Raw genomic sequence first — 25,691 nt, 5'->3', positions numbered from 1 at the left:
ATCCAGAGGAGAATGGTATGGTCACAGTACGTGAGCAGTTACCTGGACGACTCCATGAGTTGTCAGAGGAAACGACTGTAGAACATGCCGCTGAAGCGCAAAGTGGTCTGGTCTCTTGGCTAGATCGAGTGCGTGATATTTTGGATGGGGCAGAGCTAAAGCAACTTCAAAAAGTTGCAGAGCTGACCTTGGCAAAAGAATTAGAAACCACGGTTCATCATCGTACCAATACTTTTAGTACAGGTATTGGTATGGCTGATATTTTGGCGCATTTACATGTTGATGAAGATACATTGTCAGCGGCAGTGTTGTATCGAAGTGTGCGCGAAGGTTTAATTACTTTAGAAGATATTCAACAACAATTTGGCGAACAGGTGCTTGGTCTTGTACAAGGCACGCTTGCGATGGGTAAGCTCTCTGAATTGATTGAAAAAAATAAGCGTTTAGAAGATCATTTTAATAACAATCAGCGTGAGCACTTAAACGGCATTTATAAAATGCTGATCTCAGTGACAGAAGATGTACGCGTCGTTTTGATCAAATTGGCTGAACGTACTTATGCTTTACGTGAATTAGCCACTGCAAGTAAAGAACGTCAAGAACGCGTTGCACGCGAGATTTTAACGATCTATTCACCGCTTGCACATCGATTAGGTATTGCACAGTTAAAATGGGAATTAGAAGATCTCGCTTTCCGTTACTTGGCGCCTGAGCGTTATAAAGAAATTGCGTCGTTGCTGAATGAAAAGCGTTTAGAGCGAGAGCAATATATTCAGTTTGTGATTGATAAGCTAAAGACTGAACTGGGTATGCATCATATTCAGGCCGAAATCACTGGACGAGTGAAGCACATTTATTCGATTTATCGAAAAATGAAAAGTAAAAATCTGAGTTTTGATCAGCTTTATGATATTCGTGCAGTGCGTGTATTGGTAAAAGGTGTACCAGACTGTTATCACGCTTTAGGTATTGTGCATCAGTTGTGGCGTCATATCCCGAACCAGTTTGATGACTATGTCACCAATCCAAAAGCCAACGGTTATCGTTCATTACACACAGCAGTGATTGCTGAAAATAAATCTTTAGAAGTACAAATTCGTACCTTTGAAATGCATAACGAAGCTGAACTGGGCGTTTGTTCGCATTTTAATTATAAAGAAGGTGCAAAAAATACCGATCATTCATTTAATCATCGTCTACATTCTTTACGTGCGGTATTGGAACATTATCAAGAGCGTACTGAAACAACGCCACATGGCGAAGATGAAGAGTCAAATGACATAGATCAAATTCAAGATTTTGAAAATTTTGAAAAGATTTATGTATTTAGTCGTGATGGTGATATTAAGGAATTACCACGAGGTTCAACGGTTTTAGATTTTGCTTACCATGTACATACTGAGGTAGGTAATAAGTGTTATGCGGCACGTGTCAATCAACGTTATGTGCCATTAACTTATACGCTGAAAACGGGTGAACAGGTTGAGATTTTAACCAAAAAAGATCGTGAACCGAACCGTGATTGGTTGGTGAACTCTTTAGGTTATATTAAAACTGCTCGTGCGCGTGACAAATTGCGGCATTGGTTTAGACAACAAGATCGTAGTAAGAATGTTGAGGTGGGGCGTGAGTTACTCAATAAAGAGTTAGCACGCTTAGCAATTCACCCTAAAAGTATCGATCTTAAAGACTATTCATCTCATTTCAACCTGAAAGCGGGTGATGATATTTTAGTTGCTTTAGTCAGTGGTGATATCAGTTTGCATGCCTTGATGAATCAAGTGAATCGTCAGATGCATCTGGATCAGGATGAGCCTGAGCTGGTGTTGAAACCTGCCCTGAATCCACGTGCCAGCCATACCTTGTCTGCACATGGCATCCTGATTGATGGTCTGGACAATGTGGAGCTGCATATTGCACAGTGTTGCCAGCCTGTACATGGTGAGTCAATTGGTGGTTACATCACCTTGAACCGTGGGGTGAGTATCCACAAGATTGCCTGTCCTGATTATATCCGTATGACCACACAGGAACTTGAGCGTGCGGTTGAGGCGGACTGGGAAATGCAGCCAACCCGTGGTCAGAGTGTGCAGATCGTGGTGGAGGCCTATGATCGTCGTGGCTTGCTCAAGGATCTAACCCAGGTGATTTTCTCAGATCAGATCAATATCCGTCAGGTCAATACCATTTCTGAAGCGGATGGCATTGCCAACATGAAACTGCTGATTGAAGTCAAAGGTTTGGCGCAATTGTCCCGTTTGTTGGCGCGTTTGGAGCAGCAGCCAGGCATTATCAGTGCCAGACGTTTGGTTCAAGGCAACTAATTTCGGCAGATTCATGACGGGATGATCTGTGATATACCTCGCGCAAAGTTAATATCAACCACAGGGTGATATTTAGATGCGGTGATGGAGGTTGATCAGCAGACATATCATGTATTTGATGAATTCGGTATCAAAGAGTGGCAAGGGGCTTTAACCAGGGTTGAAGCCCTTTTTTATTGGCGTTTAGATAGGAAAATATTTGTCAGTCGATTCACAAACTGCGGACTAATGCTGGAAAGCTGATACATGATTTTGGTTTTTATCCCTACTGGCGTATGGGTTGGAATCAGGGCGTGATCCTTTTGCTGAGCCAAGTGCAGCACCTGTTTTGCTACATCGGCAGGGGTTAGGTCCACCCCAATGTTCTGGATGCTGCCCGCATCCATATTCTTCACCATATTGGTCTGTACAAATAACGGCATGACATCAAGTACACGGATATTATATTTTTGCCATTCTACATCTAGTGCCTCGGTTAAACCACGAACCGCAAACTTACTGGCGGAGTAGGAGGCTAAATCGGCCTGCCCATATATTGCCGAGGCTGATGAGAGGTTAATCACTCGGGCAAAACTGGATTTCTGTAGATGGTTTAATGCAGCATGACAGCCATTTAAAACCCCTTTGACATTAATGTCGATGGTATTGTGATGGGATTGAATGGGGGTGTTTTCAAATGCACCAGAATATAGAATTCCCGCATTATTCACTAAAATATTCAGTTCACCCGCCCAGTTTTTAAATTCCTGTAGTGCCATTTGCCACTGGCGATAATTGCTGACGTTTAGATAGCCCGCTTTGGCATTTTCGCCCAGTTCTTTGGCCAGAGCGTGTGCCTGTACCTCATTAATATCGTATATGCCCACTTTATAGCCGTGGTTGTGAAATAAACGCGCGATTTCAGCGCCAATTCCCTGTGCAGCCCCACTAATAAACACACTCTGTTGCATTGCTTTCCCTTACTTTATCTTGATATTTTTTGAATCCGTGTATATTACGCATAAGCAGTTTGCTGCTGCAACAATTTCGCTGTACCTAGTTTGGAGATCATCATGGAAAAGTTATTGGCAATCATGCAGGAGTTAAGACAAAAATGTCCATGGGATCAGCAGCAAACACCTGAAAGCCTGACCCGTTATGCGATTGAGGAAGCCTATGAGGTAGAGGCGGCCATTCGGGAGGGCGATGTAGATCAAATCCGCAATGAGCTGGGTGACCTATTGCTACAGGTGGTGTTCCAGTCGCAAATGTACACTGAGCAGGGTGCATTTAATTTTCATGATGTGGTCGATGCGATTAGTGAAAAACTGATCCGCCGTCATCCGCACGTGTTTCAGTCGGAACACGATCAAAACCTAAACCCTGAGCAGGTCAGCGAATTATGGAAACAGATCAAGCAGCAGGAAAAGCAGGGTAAACCACAGTCACGTCTGGATGAAGTCAAGCATGCACCCGCCTTGGTACAGGCACATGAGATTCAGAACAAAGCAGCCCAGCTTGGATTCGATTTTGAAACGGTAAAAGATGCCTATGCAAAGCTGGATGAAGAACTGGAAGAATTACAGGAGGTAATTGCAACGCAGGAAGTCGATAAAATACAAGAAGAATTTGGCGACTGTCTATTTTCTTTAATTAATGTAGGACGTAAACTTGGGCTGTCGAGTGAAACGGCCTTGTTGGCGACAATTCATAAATTTAGAAGCCGCTTTGCTTTTATCGAGCAACAGGCACAACGACAACACAAAGACTTGCAGGAAATGAGTTTGGCAGAAATGGATGAACTCTGGGAGCAAGCAAAACGACAATTAAAACCTGAGGAAAAAACCAATGACCTTGCCACATCCGTGCAGCAAATATAACGCTGTTTTATTGATTCTTTTATGTGTGGGGTGCCTTTCTCATCTGCATGCGCAGCAGTTTGACCAGTCTTATGGCCAATGGAAAGCCCAGCAGCAGGCACGGGATCAGCAATTGGCGAAACAGCCTAACAACAATTATTATCTATCACGTCCAACACAGCAAACCAGCTCAAAGCCTGTTTCATCTTCTGTAAATCAGCAGGGTGATAAAATTAGCCTCAATCAGGCGAATGTACAGCAGTTACAGACCCTGAATGGTGTAGGCGAGAAAAAGGCTCAGGCCATTGTGGAATATCGCCAAAAGAATGGCGGATTTAAAACAGTTGATGAACTGGTGAATGTGAAAGGGATTGGGCCAAAGTTGCTGGAAAAAAACAAGGCACGGCTGATGCTTTAAGGGAAATTCTGAAATGGTGTCGCTAATAAAGAGGCATGATCTGTTGAAACTTCAACAGAATAAATTGCCCTTTGTGTGGGTTGGAGCTATGATTAGCGACAAATTGTTATTTACGTCCTGACGTAGGAGACACTGTCTTTTGCAAACCTTGCGCGCGTCAAAATGTGGTCTGTCCACAGCTCAACTTCCTCCCTCAATTCTCGATGTGATTGATAGCCTGAACAAAGCTGGCTATGAGGCATATATTGTGGGTGGCGGTGTTCGCGATATGATGTTAGGTCTTAATCCAAAGGATTTTGACGCAGTCACCAATGCTACCCCAGCTCAGGTGAAAGAAGTTTTTGGGCGACGTTGCCGAATTATTGGACGGCGTTTTGAGTTGGCGCATGTCTACTCAGGCCGTGAGCTGATTGAGGTGGCGACTTTCCGTGCACCTCCGAAAAAAGCGGTGACCAGTGCATCTGGAATGATTCTTCGTGACAATAATTGGGGAACGATTGAGCAGGATTTTGCTCGTCGAGATTTTTCGATCAATACCCTGTATTATCAGCCCCGTAAAGGCATCGTACTCGATTTTTGCCATGCGGTTGATGATATTAAAACCCGTACCCTGCGTTTTCTGGGGGAGCCTGCCCAGCGCTTTGAGGAAGACCCTGTACGCATGCTGCGGGCCTTGCGTTTTGCCGCAAAACTGAATTTCCAGATTGATCAATCCATTCTTGATGCTTTCAGTGTTGAGATGACGCAGTTGCTGCGGGATGTTTCACCGCACCGTTTATATGACGAGTCACAAAAATTATTTACCATGGGACACCTGACCCAGGTTTTACCAATGCTGATTGAGTTTGGTGTTTGGAAACAGTTGTTTGCTGAAATTCCACCAAATCTAACAGCTTTCATCGAACGTGCAGCTAAAAATACTGATCAACGAATTCAAATTGGTAAGACCATCAACCCTGCTTTTTTCTATGCGGTGTTGCTATGGAAGCCATTTTTAGAGCGCTGCGATTTTTATCTAAATAAAGGTGTGGTGCCAGCGGAGGCCCGTGCACAGGCTGGGCTTGATGTGTTGAAACGTCAGGCAACCCGTACCATCATTCCGCGGTTTGCTGAAACCTTTATTCGTGAAGTATGGGAAATGCAAACCCGTTTGCTTAATCCAAAACCACAGCAGATCGAAGCCTTGGCTGGACATGCGCGTTTCCGTGCAGGCTTTGACTTCCTGCTGCTGCGTGAAAAATCGGGTGATAGCAGTACCGAAGGCATGGGCATGTGGTGGGAAGCTTACCAAGAAATGTCAATCGATCAAAAAGAAGTCGCAATTCGTCAATACAACCGTCAACGTAGTAAAACACGCCGTAAGACAGTTGAAGTTGATGAGCCTAAAGTGACAGAAATTGAGCCTTTGGTCAATGTGCCTGAGCCGAAAAGTCGTCGTGGCAGAAAAGAACGTGTCAGGTCGGATGAGTCCACCCCCCGTTTTATGGAAAAGGCTTCAGGTGATTCCAGCCAGGTTGGTGCTGATCATCCAATTCTCAAGCGCAAACGGGTAAAACGTGATTTAAGCCAAGTGGTTTTTGGGCCAACGCAATGACCATTCGTACCTATATTGGGTTGGGAAGTAACCTGGGTGATTCGCAGCAGATTTTGCGTGAAGCAGTTGCCAGGTTGGCAGGTTTGGGACCAGTTCAGGTTTCCCGACTTTATCAAAGCCCACCGATGGGTCCACAGGATCAACCCAATTATTTAAATGCGGTTGTGCAACTGGATACAGCACTTGAGCCTTTAGCTTTACTGGATCAATTGCAGCAGTTTGAGCAAGAGGCGGGGCGAGTCCGTTTGCGACGCTGGGGCGAACGCACCCTTGACCTGGATTTACTGATCTATGGTCAGCAGCAGATTCAAAATGAGCGTTTAACCGTACCGCATATTGGAATTTTAGAACGTGATTTTGTGGTCGTTCCCCTGTTGGATCTCGATACCCATTTACAGTTAAATGGCCATCCATTAAAAGATTTAGAACTGGTGCAGCAAGCAAGCTTGACTGTAATCGCAGACCAGTCTTGGGCAAACGCTTAAGACTGTTTCGTTCTGGAAATGCCTGCAGAGGATATCATCATGATTAGTCTAAGTGACTTAAGAAAGTTTAAAGCTGATGGACGTAAGTTCTCATGTCTTACTTGTTACGATGCAAGTATGGCTAAAGCGATGGAATTGGCTGAAATTGATACAATTTTAATTGGTGATTCTCTAGGAATGGCGATTCAGGGCCGAGACTCCACACTTCCTGTGACAGTTGAAGATATGGCTTATCATACAGCAGCCGTACGTCGTGGTAATTCGCACGCTTTAATTATGACTGATCTACCATTTATGAGTTATGCAACGCTTGAAGATGGTTTAAAAAATGCTAAAGCCGTGATGCAAGTAGGCGCACAAATGGTCAAGATTGAAGGCGGTGCTTGGTTAAGTGAATTAGTCCAAGTTTTGACACGTAATGGTATTCCTGTCTGCGTGCATTTGGGTTTAACACCACAATCAGTACACGTATTTGGTGGCTATAAACTTCAAGCACGAACGCGTGAAGCAGCAGATCAATTAATTGCGGATTGCCAAGCGGTGGTTGATGCAGGTGCTGCGGTATTATTATTAGAGTGTGTTCCAGCTCAGTTAGGCAAGGAAATCGCTGAACTATTTCCAAATACCCCTGTGATTGGGATTGGCGCGGGCAATGAAACCGATGGTCAGGTATTGGTGGTACAGGATATGCTGGGTTTAACCTTTGGACGTGTTGCACGCTTTGTGCGTAACTTCATGAAAGAACAGTCTGGTGAAACCGCAATTCTGGATGCCTTTCAGGCCTATCATGCCGCTGTTCAGGACCAGTCTTTCCCTGCAAAAGAACATACTTTTCAAGTTGAGCTGTAATCCATGAAAACAGAAACCACCATACAAGGCTTGACTGCATCACTTGCTCCTGCACGCAGCACAAAAAAACTGATTGGTTTTGTACCAACCATGGGCAACCTGCATGAAGGTCACCTGACCTTGGTGCGTGCCGCAAAGAAAATCTGTGATGTGGTGGTGGTCAGCATTTTTGTCAATCCGATCCAGTTTGGCGCTGGTGAAGACTTCGACAGTTATCCACGTACTTTGGAGCAGGATAGCCGTTTACTGGCGGATGTGGATTGCGACATTATTTTTGCACCCTCTGTAGAGCAGATGTATGGCACACAGCCACGCTTGACCAATATCAGTGTCGGTCAAATTACCGATGACTTGTGTGGTAAGTCACGTCCTGGCCATTTTGACGGTGTGGCGGTTGTGGTGACCAAACTGTTTAACATCGTACAGCCTAATTTCGCGTTCTTTGGGCAGAAGGATTACCAGCAGCTGGCGGTCATTCGCCAGTTGGTGCAGGACCTGAACATGCCACTGGAAGTAATTGGTGTGCCTATTGTCCGCGCAGAAGATGGCTTGGCTTTAAGTTCCCGTAATGGTTATTTATCTGAACAGCAACGCGCGATTGCACCCACGATTTACCAACTGCTCAAGCAAGCCGAACAGCAACTGCATGAGGGGCAGGCACTTGCGCAGGTACTGGAAAGTATCTCTAACCAATTGACACAGGCAGGCTTTGTTGTCGATTATGTGGAGGCCCGTCAAACAAATTTACAGCCAATTGCGCAGTTTGATCGAAATGTGGTTTTATTTGTTGCGGCAAAACTGGGTACAACACGTTTGATTGATAACCTACAGGTCGACTTTAAAACTTAAAACTAGAAAATAAAAAGGGTAAACGTCATGAAGCGTATTCTTATCGTGACAGGACAATCAGGCTCAGGAAAATCCTCTGCATTACAGGTGCTTGAAGACTTGGGCTATTACTGTATAGATAACCTGCCTTTGGCGTTGTTGCCTGAAATTGTGTCAAAACTGGATTACGAGAATAATCTTGAGCAGTTGGCTCTGGGCGTTGATGTCCGTAGCACCCGTGCCGATATGCAGGAGTTTGACCATGTTTTTGAACAATTGCAAAAACACGGTACGGTCGATATCATTTACCTGACTACCCAGGATCAGGATCTGGTTTCCCGCTTTAGCGCCTCACGTAGGCCGCATCCGCTGGCAAACCGTTTTAACAGCCTGTTGCAGTGCATACAGGAAGAAAAACAGCTTCTGATTCCGATCCAGTTCCGTTCCACCGTGCATATTGATACCACAGATAAAAGTGTCCATGATTTAAAGCATATCCTGCTGTCCAAACTGGGTCAGTCGGACAAGTTGATCGTGATACTGCAATCATTTGGCTATAAGCATGGCATTCCGCTGGATGCGGATTATGTGTTTGATGTACGTCATCTGCCTAATCCACACTGGGATCTGGAACTGCGCCGTTTTTCAGGTTTGGATGAACCTGTGCGCCGCTTTTTAGAGGGTAGTCAGCAAACCAACGAGATGTTTGAAGATATCTATCGCTTTCTGGAAAAGTGGTTGCCCGCTTTCGCAGAGGGGCATCGCCATTACATGACCATTTCAGTGGGATGTACGGGTGGGCAGCACCGTTCGGTTTATATTGTGGATAGACTCAAGCAGGCCCTTGAGGCAAAATGGACTGTCCAAATCTTACATAGAGAAATGAAGCACTGGTCATGATAGACACAACAATTGATGTAATTAATAAACTCGGCTTACACGCACGTGCATCTGGTAAACTGATCGAGGTGACCACTAGGTTTCGTTCCTCCATACAAATTGGCAAGGGCGACAAGCTGGTTGATGCAAAGAATATTATGTCATTGTTGATGCTGGGTGCGGGTAAGGGCACCACACTGAGACTGGTGATTGACGGTGCCGATGAAGACAAGGCACTGGAAGAAATTCAAACGCTGTTCGCAGCAAAATTTTACGAGGCAGAGTAATAGTGGCACGTGGACCCCAGCGTTATACCGATGAAGATTTTGAGTCATTAGAAGGGCGTGCGAGTCGAACCGAGCAAAAAAAGGCGGTTCAGCGTATGGCAGCCTTGGGTGAGCAACTGGCTCAACTCAATCCCAAGCAGATTCAAAAACTTCCTGTCGATGAGCGCCTAATTGACGCATTGCTTGAAGTGCAGAAGATCAGCTCATTTGAGGCACGTCGTCGCCAGTTCCAGCGTGTGGGCAAGTTGCTTCGCAATGAGGATGAAAGCACCATTTTATCCTATTTAACGCCGCAGCAGGGCGCGAAGAAACAAATGCAACTGATGCGTTGGGTAGACCGTATGATTGACCAGGGTGATCCAATTATTAACGAGTTCAGCAAGGTGTTTAACGCCTCTGAACGTCATACCCTACGCCAGCATGTACTGCGTATTCATCGGGATATCAAGCAGCAGGTCAGTGAGGAGGAGCTTGAAGCCTCTAAACGCAAGTTTGTCAACTATGTACAGCAAGTGGCCCTGTTATCAGATCAGGGTTAAAGCTCCAAAGAGTGTGTCTCAAAACAAAATATTCTTGTAAATTCTGTTCGAAATACACTCAAATTGAGCACATAAAAGTAAGCGTCCGATGAACACACCTTATGAATTCGTCCTATAAGCCTTTAAGCCTTAATTTAGTCCCCACTTAAAAACAAGTGGGGACTTAAATTTATGACTACAAATAACCAGACAGAGGTGGTCCCACATGTTTGAACAACTAAAAGCTTATTTATAAGTGATATTCTGCTCTAGTTAAGCTAGCTTATTTTGTTGTGGTAGCTGGTCATAGTAAAACTCATCTGGAGTCATTTTGTCCAGACTCGAATAAGGTCGTTTCAAATTATAAAATTCAAAATATGCGTTTAATTGCTTCTTCGCATCCAAAACATTGCTGTAGGCTTTGAGATACACCTGCTCATATTTAACGCTTCTCCATAACCGTTCAACCATCACATTATCAATCCATGAGCAGTATACTGCGCAAGTTTACCATCCATGCTGATTTGAATGTCATTTGATTTCAATACATCAATAAATGCATCACTGGTGAACTGACTGCCTTGGTCTGTATTAAAGATTTCAGGTCGGCCATATTTTTTAATCGCTTCATTTAAAGCCGAAATACAAAAATCCACCTCCATACTAATCGATACCCTATGCGCAAGTACCTTGCGGCTATGCCAATCAATCACAGCACATAAATAAACAAAACCTTTTGCCATAGGGATATACGTTATATCCGTAGACCACACTTGATTACTCCGCTGAATACTCAATCCTTTGAGCAGATGTGGATATTTACGCTGAGCTTGATTGGCCTGACTTGGATTTGGTTTACGATATAACGCATTAATGCCCATTTTCTTCATTAAAGTACGTGTATGACGTCGTCCTATAGGATGTCCTTGACGATTCAACCAATCACGCATCATACGGCTACCTGCAAAAGGATATTGCATATGTAATTCATCCATACAGCGCATCAGCTTCAGATCTGATGCACTCGCAGGTTTTGGGCGATAGTAATAACAACCACGGGAGACTTTCAGCAGCTTAGCTTGCTTAGATACTGAAATCTGAAGTGAGTCGTCGATTAACTTTTGTGGTTGAAGCGGACCAGTTTCTTCAACACACTTTCTAAAAAAACGTGAATTCGGGATAAGGAAGTTGTAAAAGGATAGGCATTTAAGTCAAAATTTAACCATGACAAAAAACAATGATCTCAAAATGCCTATCGACACACCGCTTACAACACTTTTCTGCCTAATTGATGATTTCTGCACTGATATTTCAGAGCAGGTTGAGCAATACATGCTCACTTGTGGCAAGATTAATCGTGTATTTGCCGATAGTGCAACTCGGGGGAAAACTTCTGTCGGCTGGTTTTATGGTTTTAAGATTCATTTGATTTGTGATCATATCGGACGCTTAATTTCTTATTGTATTACAACGGGTAACGTAGATGATCGTAAAGTATTGCCCGATCTAATTGAACATTCACAACTCACAGGTAAATTGTTTGGTGATCGTGGCTATGTGGGTAAGAATTGGAGATCTCGTCTTGCGGAAGTCGGTGTTCAACTCCTCACACGAGTAAAAAGAAATATGAAACCCCAATCCCTGGATGCTTTTGATAGTGCAGTATTAAGAAAACGAGGAATGATTGAAGCTCTCATCTGATGAAAAGCCAGTTTGATCTTGAACATACTCGCCACAGATCAAAAATAGGGCTACTGACTACAATATTTGCTGCTTTAACATTATATGCTTTGATGTTTGTAAATGGATATAAGTCTGGGATTCAGCAGATTTTAAAAAACCGATTGAATTAAAATCTGCTTAAACCGAATTCACGTTACATAAGTGAATCATTAATAAAACGAGCAGAAAAAGTCTTGTTCTATATTTGAAAGAAATGTTGGAATTGTTTAGTCTTATTGAAAAGTTTTTGATTTTTGATTAAAAAATGATAGACTTCATGCGCTAGAACAACGTTGCATGAAAATTTACTTAGCTGCTATCTTGAGTGGGGGATAATATCTTTCGAGAGTCGAGGGCTAAATATTGCTAAATGCTTGGAAAATTTCTCAAGTGTTTGTATGATTCAACGTGAAATGAATGACTGAGACAGATAGAATAAGTCATCAGTGTTCAAAAAATTACTAGAGCAAGCTTAAATAATTTTTATCTTTGGAGGATATCCATGAAATTGAGTCGTATTGCACTTGCTATGCTTGTTGCTGCTCCTTTAGCTGCTGCTAACGCGGGCGTAACAATCACTCCATTATTGCTTGGTTACACATTCCAAGACACTAAACACAACAATGGTGATAAGCACTTAACTAACGGTGGCGAACTACAAGACGATTTATTCGTTGGTGCTGCTATTGGTGTTGAATTAACACCTTGGTTAGGTTTCGAAGTTGAATATAACCAAGTTAAAGGTGATGTTGACAGCCTTGCTGCTAACTCTGAATATAAGCAACAACAAATCAACGGTAACTTCTATGTTACTTCTGATTTGATCACTAAAAACTATGACAGCAAAATCAAGCCATATGTATTGTTAGGTGCTGGTCATTACAAATACTCTTTTACTGATGCTAATGAAGCAGAGTTAGGTCGTGTTGGTCGTGGTTTGAAAGAAGAAGGTACTCTAGGTAATGCTGGTATCGGTGCTTTCTGGCGCTTAAACGATGCTTTATCTCTTCGTACTGAAGCTCGTGGTACTTATAATATCGACGAAGACTTCTGGAACTACACCGCACTTGCTGGTTTAAACGTTGTTCTTGGTGGTCACTTGAAGCCAGCTGCACCAGTAGTTGAAGTTGTTCCAGTACCAGTACCAGTACCAGTACCAGTTCAGCCGCAGCCACAAGAGATGACTGAAGACCTTAACATGGAACTTCGTGTCTTCTTTGATACCAACAAGTCAGACATCAAGCCGCAGTACAAGTCTGAAATTGCGAAAGTGGCAGAGAAATTGTCTGAGTATCCGAATGCGACTGCTCGCATTGAAGGTCACACAGACAACACGGGTCCACGTAAGTTGAACGAACGTTTATCTTTGGCTCGTGCCAACTCTGTTAAGTCTGCACTTGTGAATGAATACAATGTTAACGCAACTCGCTTGACAACTCAGGGCTTCGCTTGGGATCAACCGATTGCAGACAACAAGACTAAAGAAGGTCGTGCTATGAACCGTCGCGTATTCGCTGCGATCACTGGTAGCCGTACTGTTGTTGTACAACCAGGTCAACAAGCTCAGTAATTGAGTCTTGATGATATGAAAGGGCGGCTCAATTGAGCCGCTTTTTTACTAGAGCCAAGCAGTTTTGTTCAGAAACTTTTTGGTATCTTTACGTTCCTTACGATGTTGGGATTTCGGTTTTTCGCTTTCATGAATGCCTCCCTTGTGAAGTAAGGGAGAGAGTGCAACAGGATTGCGAGCCTTAATTTTTGGCATATCTTTAAGTTTCATCGTCTTAGCCTTTAATACATAAAATTTGTTTGAGTGTATGTACAATTTCAATCAAGTCAGACTGGTTTGCCATGACCTGATCAATGTCTTTGTATGCACTTGGAATTTCATCAATCACCCCTGCATCTTTACGGCATTCAATCCCTTGGGTTTGTTGAATCAAATCATCTTGACTAAACAAGAGTTTTGCCTTGTTGCGACTCATTTTCCGTCCCGCACCATGTGAGCATGAACAGAATGATTCAGGATTTGCCTTGCCCTTAACAATATAAGAGCGAGCACCCATTGAACCTGGGATGATACCGAGTTCATCCTGACCTGCCCGAATAGCGCCTTTACGGGTAATTAATAAATCTTCGCCAAAATGATTCTCCCGACTGACATAGTTATGGTGGCAATTAATCGCTTCTTTAGTCATTTGAAAGGGGGGGAGAAGTGGGCGAATGGCTTCCAGAATTAGTCGCATCATTTCCCGACGATTCTCAAAAGCATAGTTTTGTGCCCATTCCACTGCTTCCACATAGTCATTGAAACTGGCTGAACCCTCAGCAAAGTAGCTTAAATCCTTGTCAGGGACATGACCAAAACGGTGCTGTGCTTCTTTCTTTGCCAGTTCGATAAAATAGGTGCCAATCACATTACCCAAGCCGCGACTACCTGAATGCAGCATGATCCAGACATCCTGATTTTCATCCAGACATAGCTCAATAAAATGGTTGCCACCACCTAAAGTACCGAGTTGTTTTTGCCAGGTTGCATCAAACTTTCGCAACATCCGAACCAAGCCTGGATGTTTTTGAATGATCGGCTGCAAGCGTTTTTCCAATGGAATAATGCTGGAAGCCTTGGCTTTGATTTGCTTGTGCAATTCAAAGCCGACAGGCACCTTGCGTTCAATTGCATGCCGTAACGGTGCAAGATTGTCTGGTAATTGGGATGCCTTGAGGTTGAGTCGAACTGCATTCATGCCACAACCAATATCCACACCTACCGCCGCAGGAATAATCGCGTTTTTGGTTGGAATCACGCTGCCAACGGTTGCACCCTTACCCACATGCACGTCTGGCATGACAGCAATATGTGAATAAATAAATTGCAGTTGGGCCATTTTCTTGAGTTGTTCAATACTGTCGCTATCAATGTCGTTGGTGAATATTTTCACTGGAACGCCATAATGCGCTTCTGCATTGAGAATTTTTTGTATGCCCATTTTCTTATCTCGGTCATTTTAATTTTTCTGTCCGAATAGGCGTAAAAAAACCTAGCGAATGCCAGGTCTAATAAAGCATTCGGACAAGTGATCAGCAGATTTGTCACTTGTCCGTGAGACGACAACGTGCCAAACCTTAGTAAGTTATTCCTTGTAGTAATGGCATGATGTTGTCCTCCTATAAAATAGTGCCGTTGAAAATATGAGCGTGAATTTTACTCAAATTTTCATAATGGTCAAGTAAAAAATGGTTTTTTATTCGCCCTCTTTCACATTCATGTCTTTGTAGGCAATCAGTTTGGTTTTATGTTTCCATTTATAGCCTAACCAAATGATCAGGAATAATGGAATGCTGATATAGGTTGAAAGTAAGCCTAACCAGTCAATTTTGCCACCCAGAACTGCCTGATAATTTTGACCTAAAATAATGACTGAACAAAGAATAAATGCAAACCAAGGTGCGAATGGGAAGAACTTGGCACGGTAGGCAAGGTCTATGATTTTATAGCCCTGTGCTGTATAGCCTTTGCGGAAACGGTAGTGTGAAATGGCAATGCCGAGCCAGACGATAAATCCGCACATGCCTGACATATTCAACAACCAGTTAAAAACCTGTTGCTCGCCAATAAAAGTGGTCAGGAAACAGAGCGCCGCAACGGCTGTGGTTGCATACAAGGCATTCATGGGAACGCCACGAGTATCCAGTTTGGAAAACCATTTTGGCGCACGCCCCTCTTTTGCCATATCAAACAGCATGCGGGTAGAGGAGTACATCCCAGAGTTACCCGCAGATAAAATCGCACTCAGAATCACCGCATTCATTAAGCCTGCGGCAAAGGCCAAGCCCGCTTTTTCGTACAGTAAGGTAAAGGGTGACAGGGCAATATTTTCACTTTCGGCTGCATGTAATAACAGTGGATTATCATAGCTGACCAATGTACCAATGATAAAAATACACAGGATATAGAACAGCAAAATCCGCCAGAAAATCTGTTTAATCGCCAATGGAATGGTTTTCTTTGGGTCTTTGGATTCACCTGCGGCAACGCCCACCATTTCAGTGCCCTGAAAAGAGAATCCCGCAATCATGGCGACCCCGACCAGGGCTTGCAGCCCCCCCCACAAAAGGCGCATCCCCCTTGGTCCAGTTGCTCCATACCGATACATCAGGTGTAAGCATGATTTTTACAATCATGGCAATCCCAATGATGATAAAGACGATAATCGCAACCACTTTAATCATGGAAAACCAGAATTCGCTTTCACCAAAGCCTTTGACGGTCATGGCATTAATGCCAAAAATCACGGCAAGGAAAATGGCACTCCAGTAAAAACCTGCAATCTCAGGAAACCAGAATTTCATAATGAACTGTACCGCAACCAATTCAAAAGCAACAGTAATTGCCCAGTTATACCAGTAGTTCCAACCCAGTGCGAAGCCAAAACCCTCTTCAACATAGCGGCTGCCATAGGTAAAGAATGCACCAGAGCTTGGGTTATGGGTGGCGAGTTCCCCTAGACTGGTCATCAGAAAATAAATCATGATACCAATTAAAGCATATGCCAATAACGCACCACCTGGACCTGCGGTGGCAATGGTAGAACCCGAAGCAAGGAATAAGCCTGTGCCAATTGAACCGCCAATGGCAATCATATTTAGGTGGCGTGCCCCAAGCTTACGCTGGAGATGCTGGGGAGCAGATGTATCGCTCATAAAAATTCCTTAAACTGTATAAGGGTCTGTTGACACTTTATATATGGGTTGCGTTATAGGCTGAAATTTCATCAATCAAGGCATGAAACGAAAGTAATAGCGACTCTATTACTAAGTTTCATAACGAAGAGTGAGGGAATTTCAACCATAACCCTTCGGGGCAGGAATATTTTTTGCCGCTATAGCGTTATGGCTGATTCATTTAGAATCACTAAATTTCATCACCCATGCCTTATACCGCCTAAAAAATATTCTCTGCCGCAACCATAGATAAAGTATCAGCTGACCCTGTTTGCACAGGCATATAACACCTTGAATCCCTGTTGATCTGCTTTCACAAGACATTGACCAAAGCTCTGCTCAATCAGAGGTGGATAATTTAGAAAACGATTAGCCACGATCCATAGTTCACCTGAGCTTTTCAGATGCTTTTTCGCCAATTGGCAGAGTTCTTTACTTGCATCGTAATTGGTATGAATACCTTGATGAAAAGGTGGATTACTGACGATGGCATCTAGATCTTTAGGTGCATCAACAAAACCTGTGACAGGCTGTAGATGTAGCTGTGTTAAATTTAAACCGTTTCGTTGAAAGGTCAGTTCAGTGGAGCGTAATGCAAATGCATCAACATCAAGTGCAAAAATGTGCTGGTTTGGATTAAGTTTGGCTAAATAAGCACTAATAATTCCAGCACCGCAACCAAAGTCGGCAATCTTGCCTGATTTTATTTGATTCAGGTAAGGCAATAGTACGGCTGTACCGACATCTAAATGGTCTTGACTAAATACACCCGGTAAAGCACAGATTTCGAGCTGTTCTTGATTGACTTGCACAATATAGTTTTTTAACCAATGGTCAAGTGGTTTGTGTATTTCAGTCTTTTCAATTTTCATGTGCCAAAGTTGACAATGACGTGCGCTGTCAAGTTTGAAAGCTTTGCCATACTGCAACAGCTGTTTTGCAGCACGTTCAACACCGCCTTTTTTTTCACCTACTAAAAATACGCTTTGACCGAGTGTTAACTGGCTAACCACGACATGAAGAATATAATTCAATAACTCTTTAGATTTTGGAACGAAAATAACAACCTGATCAAAACTTGCTTGTGGAAACTCAACTGAAAAATATGAATTTATACCACCGCTTTGAAAACCTTGATGATCAGCATAATTCCAAGTCCAGACAGACGCTTGTACTTGACTAGGTAAATTTTTGGCGAGTTGGTCGTTGGGCGCATTAATCAGTAAAACTTGCCCATTTAAATAATCTTGTTGTCGTAAAACGACTTCACTACGTGGATCCATTTTGATCTCTCATCAAAAACAAAGCCCAGTGGTGAAACTGGGCAATTACGATGGTTAAAAGACTATTTTTGAGTTTCAGGTAAAACAATATTTAAAATCAACGCGGCAATACCACCCGTTGCAACACCTGAGCTGAAAATGTTTTTGAATAATTCAGGAAGATGTTCAAGGATTTGTGGAACTTGTGCTACACCTAAACCTAATGCAAGTGAAATCGCAATAATCAGCAAAGCGCGGCGGTCTAACTGGATGCTGGCAAGGATATTGATTCCAGACGCAGCAACAGCACCGAACATCACCATTACCGCACCACCGAGCACAGCTTGGGGTACAGCCTGAATGACCGCTGCAACAGCAGGGAATAGTCCCAAAATAATTAGCAGCATGGCAATCCAGATCCCGACATAACGGCTTGCGACCCCTGTCAGTTGAATGACACCATTGTTTTGAGCAAACACAGAACTTGGGAATGTATTGAAAATACCCGCCAGAAATGAGTTCGCACCATTGACCAATACACCACCCTTAATTCGTTGCATCCAGATTGGACCATCAACAGGCTGATTGGAAATTTTACTGGTGGCGGTCACATCACCAATCGCTTCCAGTGAAGTGACCAAATAGATAAATGCCATTGGAATAAACAGGCTCCATGAAAAGCTTAATCCAAAGTGCATTGGGATGGGAATCTGGATCAGTGGCGCATCCTGCAACACAGAAAAGTTTAAATGTCCCATAAATCCAGCAAGGATATAACCAATGACCAAAGCAATTAAAATTGCTGAACTTTTCACCCAAATTATACGGATACGATTCAGTAAAATAATAATTCCCAGCACAGTACAGGACATGATCAGGTTATCTGCATTGGCAAAGGTATTGTCCTGCATCGCAGTATAACCACCGCCCATGCTGATCAAACCTTCTTTAATCAAGGTTAAGCCAATCAGCAAAACCACAATGCCTGTCACAAGTGGAGTAATCAGCTTTTTAACCCAGGGTAGAATTCTGGAGACACCCATTTCGATGAATGAACCCGCAATTACCACCCCAAAAATGGCTGCCATCACCTGTTCAACGGATGTCCCTGCTGCAACCATGGCACTGCCAATCCCAATGATGGGGCCAATAAAATTGAAGCTGGTCCCTTGCACAATCAGCAATCCTGCACCAAATGGTCCAACTTTTTTGCACTGTAAAAAGGTCGCAATCCCTGAAATAATCAATGACATGGACAGGATCATGTTGGTGTCTTCGCGGGACACGCCAAGTGCCAGACAGATCAATAACCCAGGGGTTACGATAGGCACTAGGATTGCCAAAAGATGCTGTAACGCGGCTAAAAATGCAACAAAAGGTTTCGGTTGATCATTGAGTCCATAGACCAGATCAAGCTGTTGTTGAGGTTGGGAATTTGGCATGGGAGTATAAAAAAGCGATAAGCATTAGTGGAATATTCTAATAGAGTTGGCCTACTTTACCAACGATTCTGTAACGTTTCGTCAGAAAAAAAGTACTCTGTCAATAAACTGTCACTACTAAAGTTTAGGATTCTTCTGTATAATTTGCCCTCAAATTTAAAGCGTATCGAATTTTACATGTCAGATATTAAAACTCTCCGTAACATTGCCATTATTGCGCACGTCGATCATGGTAAAACGACTCTTGTAGACAAACTTTTACAACAATCAGGTGCTCTTGGTGATCGCGCAGGCGAGATTGAACGTGTTATGGATTCTAACGCGCTTGAGTCTGAACGTGGTATTACCATTCTTGCAAAAAACACTGCAATCAAATGGTTAGATGCACGTACCAACACTGAATATCGCATCAACATCGTTGACACCCCAGGACACGCCGACTTCGGTGGTGAAGTTGAACGTGTAATGTCGATGGTTGACTGCGTATTGCTTCTGGTTGACTCTCAGGAAGGTCCAATGCCACAAACTCGTTTCGTAACGCAAAAAGCGTTCGCACGTGGTTTGAAGCCAATCGTAATTATTAACAAAGTTGACAAGCCAAGTGCTCGTTGTGATTGGGTTATTGATCAGGTATTTGATTTATTTGATAACTTGGGTGCAACTGATGAGCAATTGGATTTCCCAATCGTTTATGCTTCAGGTCTTCGTGGTGTTGCAGGTCCATCACCAGAGGAACTTGCTGATGATATGACACCATTGTTCCAAACCATCGTTGATATCGTTGAACCACCAGCCGTTGATGTTGATGGTCCATTCCAGATGCAGATTTCTTCACTTGACTATAACAGTTTCGTAGGTGTGATCGGCGTTGGTCGTATTCAACGTGGTTCTGTAAAGTTAAACACCCAAGTGACTGTAATTGATAAAGAAGGTAAGACACGTAACGGTCGTATCCTTAAAATTATGGGTTACCACGGTTTAGAGCGTGTTGATGTTGAATCTGCATCAGCAGGCGATATCATCTGTATTACAGGTATTGATGCATTAAACATTTCTGACACGATTTGTGATCCGAAAAATGTTGAAGCGTTACCGCCATTGTCTGTAGATGAACCTACAGTTTCGATGACGTTCCAGGTGAACAACTCACCATTTGCGGGTAAAGAAGGTAAATTCGTGACTTCACGTAATATTCGTGAACGTCTTGACCGCGAATTGATTCACAATGTGGCATTACGTGTTGAAGATACGGATAGTCCAGACCGTTTCAAGGTTTCTGGTCGTGGTGAACTTCACCTTTCAGTATTGATTGAAAACATGCGTCGTGAAGGCTTCGAGATGGGTGTTTCTCGTCCACAAGTCATCATGAAAGAAATCGATGGTGAAAAACAAGAGCCATACGAAAATGTAACGTTTGATGTTGAAGAACAGCATCAAGGTTCAGTTATGGAACAAATGGGCTTCCGTAAAGGTGAAATGACCAATATGGAAGTTGATGGTAAAGGTCGTATCCGTATTGAAGCGACTGTACCTTCACGTGGTTTGATTGGTTTCCGTTCAGAGTTCCTGACCATGACCTCTGGTACAGGGATTATGACATCAAGCTTCTCACATTACGGTCCAGCAAAAGCAGGTACTGTGGCAAAGCGTCAAAACGGTGTGTTGATCTCTATGGTTCAAGGTACTTGCCTGGGCTATGCATTATTTACACTTCAAGACCGTGGTCGTTTATTTGCTAAACCACAGCTTGAAGTATATGAAGGCATGATCATCGGTATTAACTCCCGTTCAGACGATATGGTTGTTAACCCAACTAAAGCGAAACAGCTCACCAACGTCCGTGCATCTGGTACTGATGAAGCATTGACTTTAACACCTGCACTGGAATATACGCTTGAACAAGCGCTTGAATTCATTGAAGATGATGAGCTAGTTGAAGTAACACCAAAATCAATTCGTATTCGTAAGCGTTACTTGACTGAAAACGAACGTAAACGTAATCGTGATAAATAATTTTTCTTAACTGAAAAAGAAAAAACCGCTAATTCTATTTAGCGGTTTTTTCATTGCGTAGACTTAATGGCCGAGAGATGCTTAAGCACATATTTTTATTAAAATAAAAAGTGTTGTTAAAGTGTGAAATAGCTTTCTTTTTTGATAAAAATATTAAATTATCAACATCATGCCATAGCCGCACCTGTGTAATAAACAATGTAAAAATGGGTTGCGATTAAGTTCAACTCTGGAGAGTTATAGATGAGTATTATTCAAGAATTTAAAGAGTTTGCTATCAAAGGTAATATGATGGATCTTGCCATTGGTGTCATTATTGGTGGTGCATTTGGTAAAATTATTGATTCATTGGTGAAAGATATCATCATGCCACTTATTTCAGTTATTACAGGTGGAGGTGTTGATTTTACCCAGAAGTTTATTGTGCTCGGAGACAATCCAAATAATTTACAGTCTTTAGATCAATTAACAAAAGCAGGTGTCAATGTTTTGACCTATGGTAATTTCTTAACCATCTTTCTTAATTTCATTATTTTGGCATGGGTTGTGTTTCTTATGGTGAAAGTGATGAACCGTATTCGTAAACAACAGGAAGTCGCTCCTGAACCAGCAGCAACACCAGAAGATATTCAGTTGTTACGTGAAATCCGTGATGAATTGAAAAAACAGGGTTAAAAATTCCTGAAAATAAAATGGCATCTCGATATGCCATTTTTTATGCCTGATTGAAAAATAATTGGTAAAAGTTATTTGAATAATTGGAGATACTAAACATGGAAAGTTTAATTATTTCACTTTAACATGCTGAAAAATATTAAAGTGGGATAAATCTATGAATCGCTTGTTTGTCTACGGCACACTTTGCCCAAATCGGGAGAATGCCCATATTCTTGCTGGAATAGGTGGTGACTGGGAAAAAGCTTCTATACATGGAACAATTCATATTTTAGATTGGGGACCAGATAAGGGTTTACCAGCCATTATTTTAAATGAAAAAGACGCATTGGTAGAAGGTTATCTGTTTAGCACTGAAAAATTGGCAGAAAATTGGCAAATGCTGGATGATTTTGAGGGTGTGCAATATACAAGAGTGCAAGTAAAAACTATTCTGGATACTGGTGAGATTGTACAGGCATGGACTTATGTGATGAAGGAAATGTAAAGATAGGCTATTTCATTTTAGGAACTTTATAAGGTGCGATTATTTGTGCAAATCTTTTGGTAATTTTGGTTTGAAAATAAGTACCTTTCGCTAACCATATTTGGTCGGCAATAAAACTTTCTACTTGGTCTAATACTAGATCGTGTGGGTAAATGTATAAATCGCCTAATTCAAAGAAAGCAATATAAAGGTTTTTTCCTCGATATTTTTGTGCAAATGAAATACAGCCTTTAAGTTGGATTTTGGCATCTGAAAGACCGCTTATATGTACAGCAATGCAATCTGCACCGTTCCAATCATCATTGAGCCATAAGCAGTTATAGCCATAATCAGCGAGTATTGCTGCCATTTTATGAAAGTTATACGTTTCTTGAGCTTTTGCATTGAGTGATGAGTAGTTTATAGGCTCAAGTTTAATTGGGGTCATCTCAATCCCTCCATACGAAATTTAATTTCAACCAGATGAAAACCAAACTGGCTTTTAATTGGACCGTGTAAGACTCTCTCCGCGGCAGTAAAAACCAGTTTGTCGATCACAGGAACGAGCTGCCCTTTCTTCACTTCACCGAGTTCACCACCACGTTTTGCTGAGTTGCATGTTGAATATTGCTTGGCAATTTTCGCAAAGTCCGCGCCAGAATGAATCCGCTTTTTCAGTTGTTCTGCCAAGTCTTTATCCTTGACCAGAATATGCCGAACAATTGCAGTCTGCATAAATCACTCTCCTTGAGAAAACATTGAAATAACTAAGCTTTCTTATTTAAGGGTTGACACTGTGGGCAGAACACACTGGCGCGTTGTCCCAACTTTAAATTCTCCAGCTTGGTTTCGCAGTTGACACACATTTCACCTGCGCGACCATAAGCAAGCAGCGTTTGTTGGAAATAACCATTTTCCCCCATCGCATTACTATAGTCACGTAAAGTTGAACCGCCAAGATCAATCGCTTGTTTTAGGATGCGCTTGACCTCAATCACCAACTTTTCAACTTGTGCTTGAGTTAAAGTTAAAGAAGGTTGCGCAGGATGAACCCCAATGTTGAATAAACTTTCAGTTGCGTAAATATTACCAACACCTACCACCACATGATTATCCATAAGTGCAATTTTAATACCGACATTCTTCTTATTTAGCTTTTCTAACAAATAAGTCGCATTAAAATCTTCACTTAAAGGTTCTGGACCAAGTGTGTCAATAAGCTTGGACTGATTGTCCTGATCTAGCCAAAGAATACAGCCAAAACGACGTGGATCATGATAGCGCAGTTGAATATCTTCAAAATCAATAATTAAATGATCATGTTTCCGCAATTCGTCACTGGGTTGGCACAAGCGAAAACTACCTGACATGCCTAAATGCCAAAGCATTTGATCTTGTTCGAATTCAGCCAAAATATATTTGGAACGACGTTTGAGTTGAATTAAACGTTGACCAATTAATTTTTCAAGATCATCAGGGATAGGCCAGCGCAAACTAGGATTGTGTACTCTTATAGCTTGTACACGTTGCTCTAAAAGCGGCAGTAAACTGGTTTTTGTGGTTTCAACTTCTGGAAGTTCGGGCATAGTGAGCTCAAGTTGTTTCAACAACAATACAATGAGGGCAAATGTTTTACTTACAATAATATCGACCTTTAATTTTATTTGCTAAGGTTGATAAATACTAGTTTTTGATCATTTTAGTGAATCCCAATGAGATAAGATCAATATTAAAATAACTCATGCTTGTCTTTGAAAATTGCTTTCTTATATTTCAGGTCCATAAGGAATTTCTATGCCTTTAATTAAACTGAATTTTTTATACGGTTGTGTTGCGGTAAGTATGGGGTTGAATAGCTCCTTGGTATGGGCTGCTAAAGTTGATATAGAGACACAGCCAATACAGCAACTTATCCCAATTAAAGTCGAGGCAACCCGTACCAATACCACCTATATGGAAACACCAGCTTTCAATTTTCCGTATTGAAAGCCCTAAAGCAGATCAATCTGCCCAGGTCAACCTGACTGAACTGGTTAAAGGGATTCCGAGCATCCAGCTACGCAACCGAGAGAGCTACGCGCAGGATTTACAGCTTTCGATGCGTGGTTTTGGTGCCCGTTCTACTTTTGAGGTAAGGGGAATCCGTTTATATACTGATGGTATTCCTGCAACCATGCCTGATGGGCAGGGGCAGACCTCTAATATTGACTTGAGTAGCTTGGATCATCTTGAAGTTCTAACTGGGCCATTTTCTTCCCTGTACGGAAACTCATCGGGTGGCGCAATTCTGGCAACGACCAAAGAAGGGCAAGGTAAAGATTCTATTGAAATGAGTTATGCTGGAGGAAGTCATCATAAAAATCGTGCGGGTTTGATATTACAAGGAGGGACGGACAAGCAAAATGAGCCGAGTTATATCATTAGTTCATCTTATTTTGATACTGATGGTTTCCGTGACCATAGCGGTGCCAATAAAACCTTAAATAATGCCAAACTGACATGGAATCTGGATGATGGCAGCAAGATTAACTGGGTCACTAATTACGTCAATATTGATGCTGCTGATCCAGGTGGACTAACTCGAGCAGAGTGGGAGAACAATCCCAAACAAGTTGCAAAAATGTCCTGGATTATCAGGCGCGTAAAAAAATTGATCAGATCCAGACTGGTGTAACATGGTCAAAGCCAATCAATGATCAACATGAATTTTATGCCATGGCTTATATCGGACAGCGGCAAGTCATTCAATATCAGTCTATTCCTGATATAGTTCAAAAAAATCCCAATACACCTTATCAGGCGGGTGGGGTGATTGATTTTAAACGTGGCTACTATGGAACTGATTTTCGATGGACGGGTAAGAATTTATGTCCTAAAACCCAATTTACTGCTGGTGTTTCTATAGATGCCATGAATGAAGATCGGCAGGGTTTCCAAAATTTTAATGATCAGGGTGATAAAGGGATTGTGGGTGCTTTGCGCCGAGATGAGCGAAATAATTTATGGAATATTGATCCTTATCTACAAGCATCATGGTCATTTCTACCCAAAATGCGTTTAGATACGGGGATACGATACAGTAACGTACATTACAAATCCAAAGATCATTATATTGTTGGTCTAAATGGTGATAATAGCGGTAAAACAACTTATGAAGAAATCTTGCCATCCGTTGCTTTAAGTTGGCAATTCATGCCACAGGCATTGATCTATGCAAGTTATGCCAAAGGCTTTGAAACACCAACATTCATGGTTTTTCTCGGGTAGATAACCTGTTTAATAAAAATTATATCGGTTCAGTCATCGTTAATGAGGGGAATAGCCCATTTTTTGAACCTGCTGATGGGCGTAAGCTCAGTGTAGGGA

22 protein-coding genes and 4 pseudogenes are annotated in these 25,691 nt (G+C 42.3%); 16 read left to right on the top strand and 10 right to left on the bottom strand.

Annotated elements, in window-relative coordinates:
- Nucleotides 1-17: 17 nt before the first annotated feature.
- On the top strand, nucleotides 18-2,324 hold the full coding sequence (locus tag F988_RS05775) for a RelA/SpoT family protein (protein WP_004681711.1): 2,307 nt from the start codon (nucleotides 18-20) through the stop codon (nucleotides 2,322-2,324).
- A 173-nt stretch (nucleotides 2,325-2,497) separates the two neighbouring features.
- Here F988_RS05775 and F988_RS05770 read toward each other — a convergent pair whose 3' ends face one another.
- Entirely contained in the window at nucleotides 2,498-3,274 is a 777-nt protein-coding gene (locus F988_RS05770; RefSeq protein WP_004681710.1) for an SDR family oxidoreductase, read from the bottom strand.
- 102 nt (nucleotides 3,275-3,376) lie between these two features.
- Here F988_RS05770 and mazG point away from each other — a divergent pair, with 102 nt between their 5' ends.
- The 9 genes from mazG (at nucleotide 3,377) to yjgA (ending at nucleotide 10,041) form a co-directional block, all read left to right on the top strand.
- Nucleotides 3,377-4,183, top strand: a complete 807-nt coding sequence (gene mazG, locus F988_RS05765; protein ID WP_004681708.1) for a nucleoside triphosphate pyrophosphohydrolase — start codon at nucleotides 3,377-3,379, stop codon at nucleotides 4,181-4,183.
- A complete protein-coding gene (locus tag F988_RS05760; protein ID WP_004681707.1) occupies nucleotides 4,152-4,580 on the top strand; it encodes a ComEA family DNA-binding protein in 429 nt (142 codons plus the stop codon). The genes mazG and F988_RS05760 overlap by 32 nt, the downstream gene beginning before the upstream one ends.
- Nucleotides 4,581-4,719: 139 nt before the next feature.
- Nucleotides 4,720-6,174 (top strand): polynucleotide adenylyltransferase PcnB, encoded by a 1,455-nt coding sequence (gene pcnB / locus F988_RS05755; RefSeq protein WP_004681706.1) that lies wholly within the window; start codon nucleotides 4,720-4,722, stop codon nucleotides 6,172-6,174.
- Entirely contained in the window at nucleotides 6,171-6,659 is a 489-nt protein-coding gene (gene folK / locus F988_RS05750; RefSeq protein WP_004681704.1) for a 2-amino-4-hydroxy-6-hydroxymethyldihydropteridine diphosphokinase, read from the top strand. Before pcnB ends, folK begins: the two co-directional genes overlap by 4 nt.
- 39 nt (nucleotides 6,660-6,698) lie before the next feature.
- On the top strand, nucleotides 6,699-7,508 hold the full coding sequence (panB, locus tag F988_RS05745; protein WP_004681703.1) for a 3-methyl-2-oxobutanoate hydroxymethyltransferase: 810 nt from the start codon (nucleotides 6,699-6,701) through the stop codon (nucleotides 7,506-7,508).
- Between the two features lie 3 nt (nucleotides 7,509-7,511).
- Complete coding sequence (panC, locus tag F988_RS05740; protein WP_004681701.1) at nucleotides 7,512-8,357, top strand: pantoate--beta-alanine ligase; 846 nt, start codon at nucleotides 7,512-7,514, stop codon at nucleotides 8,355-8,357.
- Between the two features lie 27 nt (nucleotides 8,358-8,384).
- Nucleotides 8,385-9,236, top strand: coding sequence for an RNase adapter RapZ (gene rapZ, locus F988_RS05735; RefSeq protein ID WP_004681700.1), 852 nt, complete (start codon nucleotides 8,385-8,387; stop codon nucleotides 9,234-9,236).
- Complete coding sequence (locus F988_RS05730; protein WP_004678316.1) at nucleotides 9,233-9,502, top strand: HPr family phosphocarrier protein; 270 nt, start codon at nucleotides 9,233-9,235, stop codon at nucleotides 9,500-9,502. Before rapZ ends, F988_RS05730 begins: the two co-directional genes overlap by 4 nt.
- 2 nt (nucleotides 9,503-9,504) lie before the next feature.
- Nucleotides 9,505-10,041, top strand: coding sequence for a ribosome biogenesis factor YjgA (gene yjgA / locus F988_RS05725; protein WP_004681698.1), 537 nt, complete (start codon nucleotides 9,505-9,507; stop codon nucleotides 10,039-10,041).
- A gap of 252 nt (nucleotides 10,042-10,293) precedes the next feature.
- Here the strand turns inward: yjgA and F988_RS15060 are convergent.
- Nucleotides 10,294-11,186 (bottom strand): annotated as a pseudogene (locus F988_RS15060) (IS3 family transposase); the annotation flags it as partial.
- A gap of 82 nt (nucleotides 11,187-11,268) precedes the next feature.
- Between F988_RS15060 and F988_RS05715 the strand changes: the two are divergent.
- Nucleotides 11,269-11,884: pseudogene (locus F988_RS05715) on the top strand (IS982 family transposase).
- Between the two features lie 360 nt (nucleotides 11,885-12,244).
- Nucleotides 12,245-13,312: an outer membrane protein Omp38 gene (omp38, locus tag F988_RS05710; protein WP_004681691.1), complete on the top strand. Its 1,068-nt coding sequence runs from the start codon at nucleotides 12,245-12,247 to the stop codon at nucleotides 13,310-13,312.
- A 48-nt stretch (nucleotides 13,313-13,360) separates the two neighbouring features.
- On the opposite strand, the gene F988_RS15205 is transcribed toward omp38, so the two are convergent.
- From F988_RS15205 to F988_RS05690, 5 genes and pseudogenes are all read right to left on the bottom strand, one after another.
- Nucleotides 13,361-13,522 (bottom strand): hypothetical protein, encoded by a 162-nt coding sequence (locus tag F988_RS15205; RefSeq protein ID WP_004681689.1) that lies wholly within the window; start codon nucleotides 13,520-13,522, stop codon nucleotides 13,361-13,363.
- A 4-nt stretch (nucleotides 13,523-13,526) separates the two neighbouring features.
- The gene (locus tag F988_RS05705; protein WP_004681688.1) at nucleotides 13,527-14,732 is read right to left on the bottom strand and encodes an RtcB family protein; all 1,206 of its coding nucleotides are present in this window, start codon (nucleotides 14,730-14,732) and stop codon (nucleotides 13,527-13,529) included.
- A 255-nt stretch (nucleotides 14,733-14,987) separates the two neighbouring features.
- Nucleotides 14,988-16,446: pseudogene (locus F988_RS15055) on the bottom strand (amino acid permease).
- 278 nt (nucleotides 16,447-16,724) lie between these two features.
- The gene (locus F988_RS05695) at nucleotides 16,725-17,750 is read right to left on the bottom strand and encodes a methyltransferase (protein ID WP_004681683.1); all 1,026 of its coding nucleotides are present in this window, start codon (nucleotides 17,748-17,750) and stop codon (nucleotides 16,725-16,727) included.
- A 62-nt stretch (nucleotides 17,751-17,812) separates the two neighbouring features.
- Entirely contained in the window at nucleotides 17,813-19,171 is a 1,359-nt protein-coding gene (locus tag F988_RS05690) for a uracil-xanthine permease family protein (RefSeq protein ID WP_004681682.1), read from the bottom strand.
- A gap of 177 nt (nucleotides 19,172-19,348) precedes the next feature.
- On the opposite strand from F988_RS05690, the gene typA reads away from it, so the two are divergent.
- From typA to F988_RS05675, 3 genes are all read left to right on the top strand, one after another.
- Nucleotides 19,349-21,184: a translational GTPase TypA gene (gene typA, locus F988_RS05685; protein ID WP_004681681.1), complete on the top strand. Its 1,836-nt coding sequence runs from the start codon at nucleotides 19,349-19,351 to the stop codon at nucleotides 21,182-21,184.
- Nucleotides 21,185-21,427: 243 nt separating this feature from the next.
- On the top strand, nucleotides 21,428-21,859 hold the full coding sequence (mscL, locus tag F988_RS05680) for a large conductance mechanosensitive channel protein MscL (protein ID WP_004678293.1): 432 nt from the start codon (nucleotides 21,428-21,430) through the stop codon (nucleotides 21,857-21,859).
- A gap of 157 nt (nucleotides 21,860-22,016) precedes the next feature.
- On the top strand, nucleotides 22,017-22,346 hold the full coding sequence (locus F988_RS05675) for a gamma-glutamylcyclotransferase family protein (RefSeq protein WP_004681678.1): 330 nt from the start codon (nucleotides 22,017-22,019) through the stop codon (nucleotides 22,344-22,346).
- A gap of 7 nt (nucleotides 22,347-22,353) precedes the next feature.
- Here the strand turns inward: F988_RS05675 and F988_RS05670 are convergent, their stop codons facing one another.
- The 3 genes from F988_RS05670 to mutM are packed head-to-tail and all read right to left on the bottom strand — an operon-like array spanning nucleotide 22,354 to nucleotide 23,911.
- Entirely contained in the window at nucleotides 22,354-22,773 is a 420-nt protein-coding gene (locus F988_RS05670) for a hypothetical protein (protein ID WP_004681677.1), read from the bottom strand.
- Entirely contained in the window at nucleotides 22,770-23,060 is a 291-nt protein-coding gene (locus F988_RS05665) for a peptidylprolyl isomerase (protein ID WP_004681675.1), read from the bottom strand. The genes F988_RS05670 and F988_RS05665 overlap by 4 nt, the downstream gene beginning before the upstream one ends.
- A gap of 32 nt (nucleotides 23,061-23,092) precedes the next feature.
- The gene (gene mutM / locus F988_RS05660; protein ID WP_004681674.1) at nucleotides 23,093-23,911 is read right to left on the bottom strand and encodes a bifunctional DNA-formamidopyrimidine glycosylase/DNA-(apurinic or apyrimidinic site) lyase; all 819 of its coding nucleotides are present in this window, start codon (nucleotides 23,909-23,911) and stop codon (nucleotides 23,093-23,095) included.
- Nucleotides 23,912-24,119: 208 nt separating this feature from the next.
- On the opposite strand from mutM, the pseudogene F988_RS14440 reads away from it, so the two are divergent.
- Nucleotides 24,120-25,574 (top strand): annotated as a pseudogene (locus tag F988_RS14440) (TonB-dependent receptor domain-containing protein); the annotation flags it as partial.
- Nucleotides 25,575-25,691 lie beyond the last annotated feature (117 nt).

Source organism: Acinetobacter parvus DSM 16617 = CIP 108168, from assembly GCF_000368025.1.
GTDB classification, from domain to species: Bacteria; Pseudomonadota; Gammaproteobacteria; order Pseudomonadales; family Moraxellaceae; genus Acinetobacter; species Acinetobacter parvus.
Note: the sequence above shows the minus strand (reverse complement) of the source record. Positions and strands in the feature narration are given on the sequence as shown.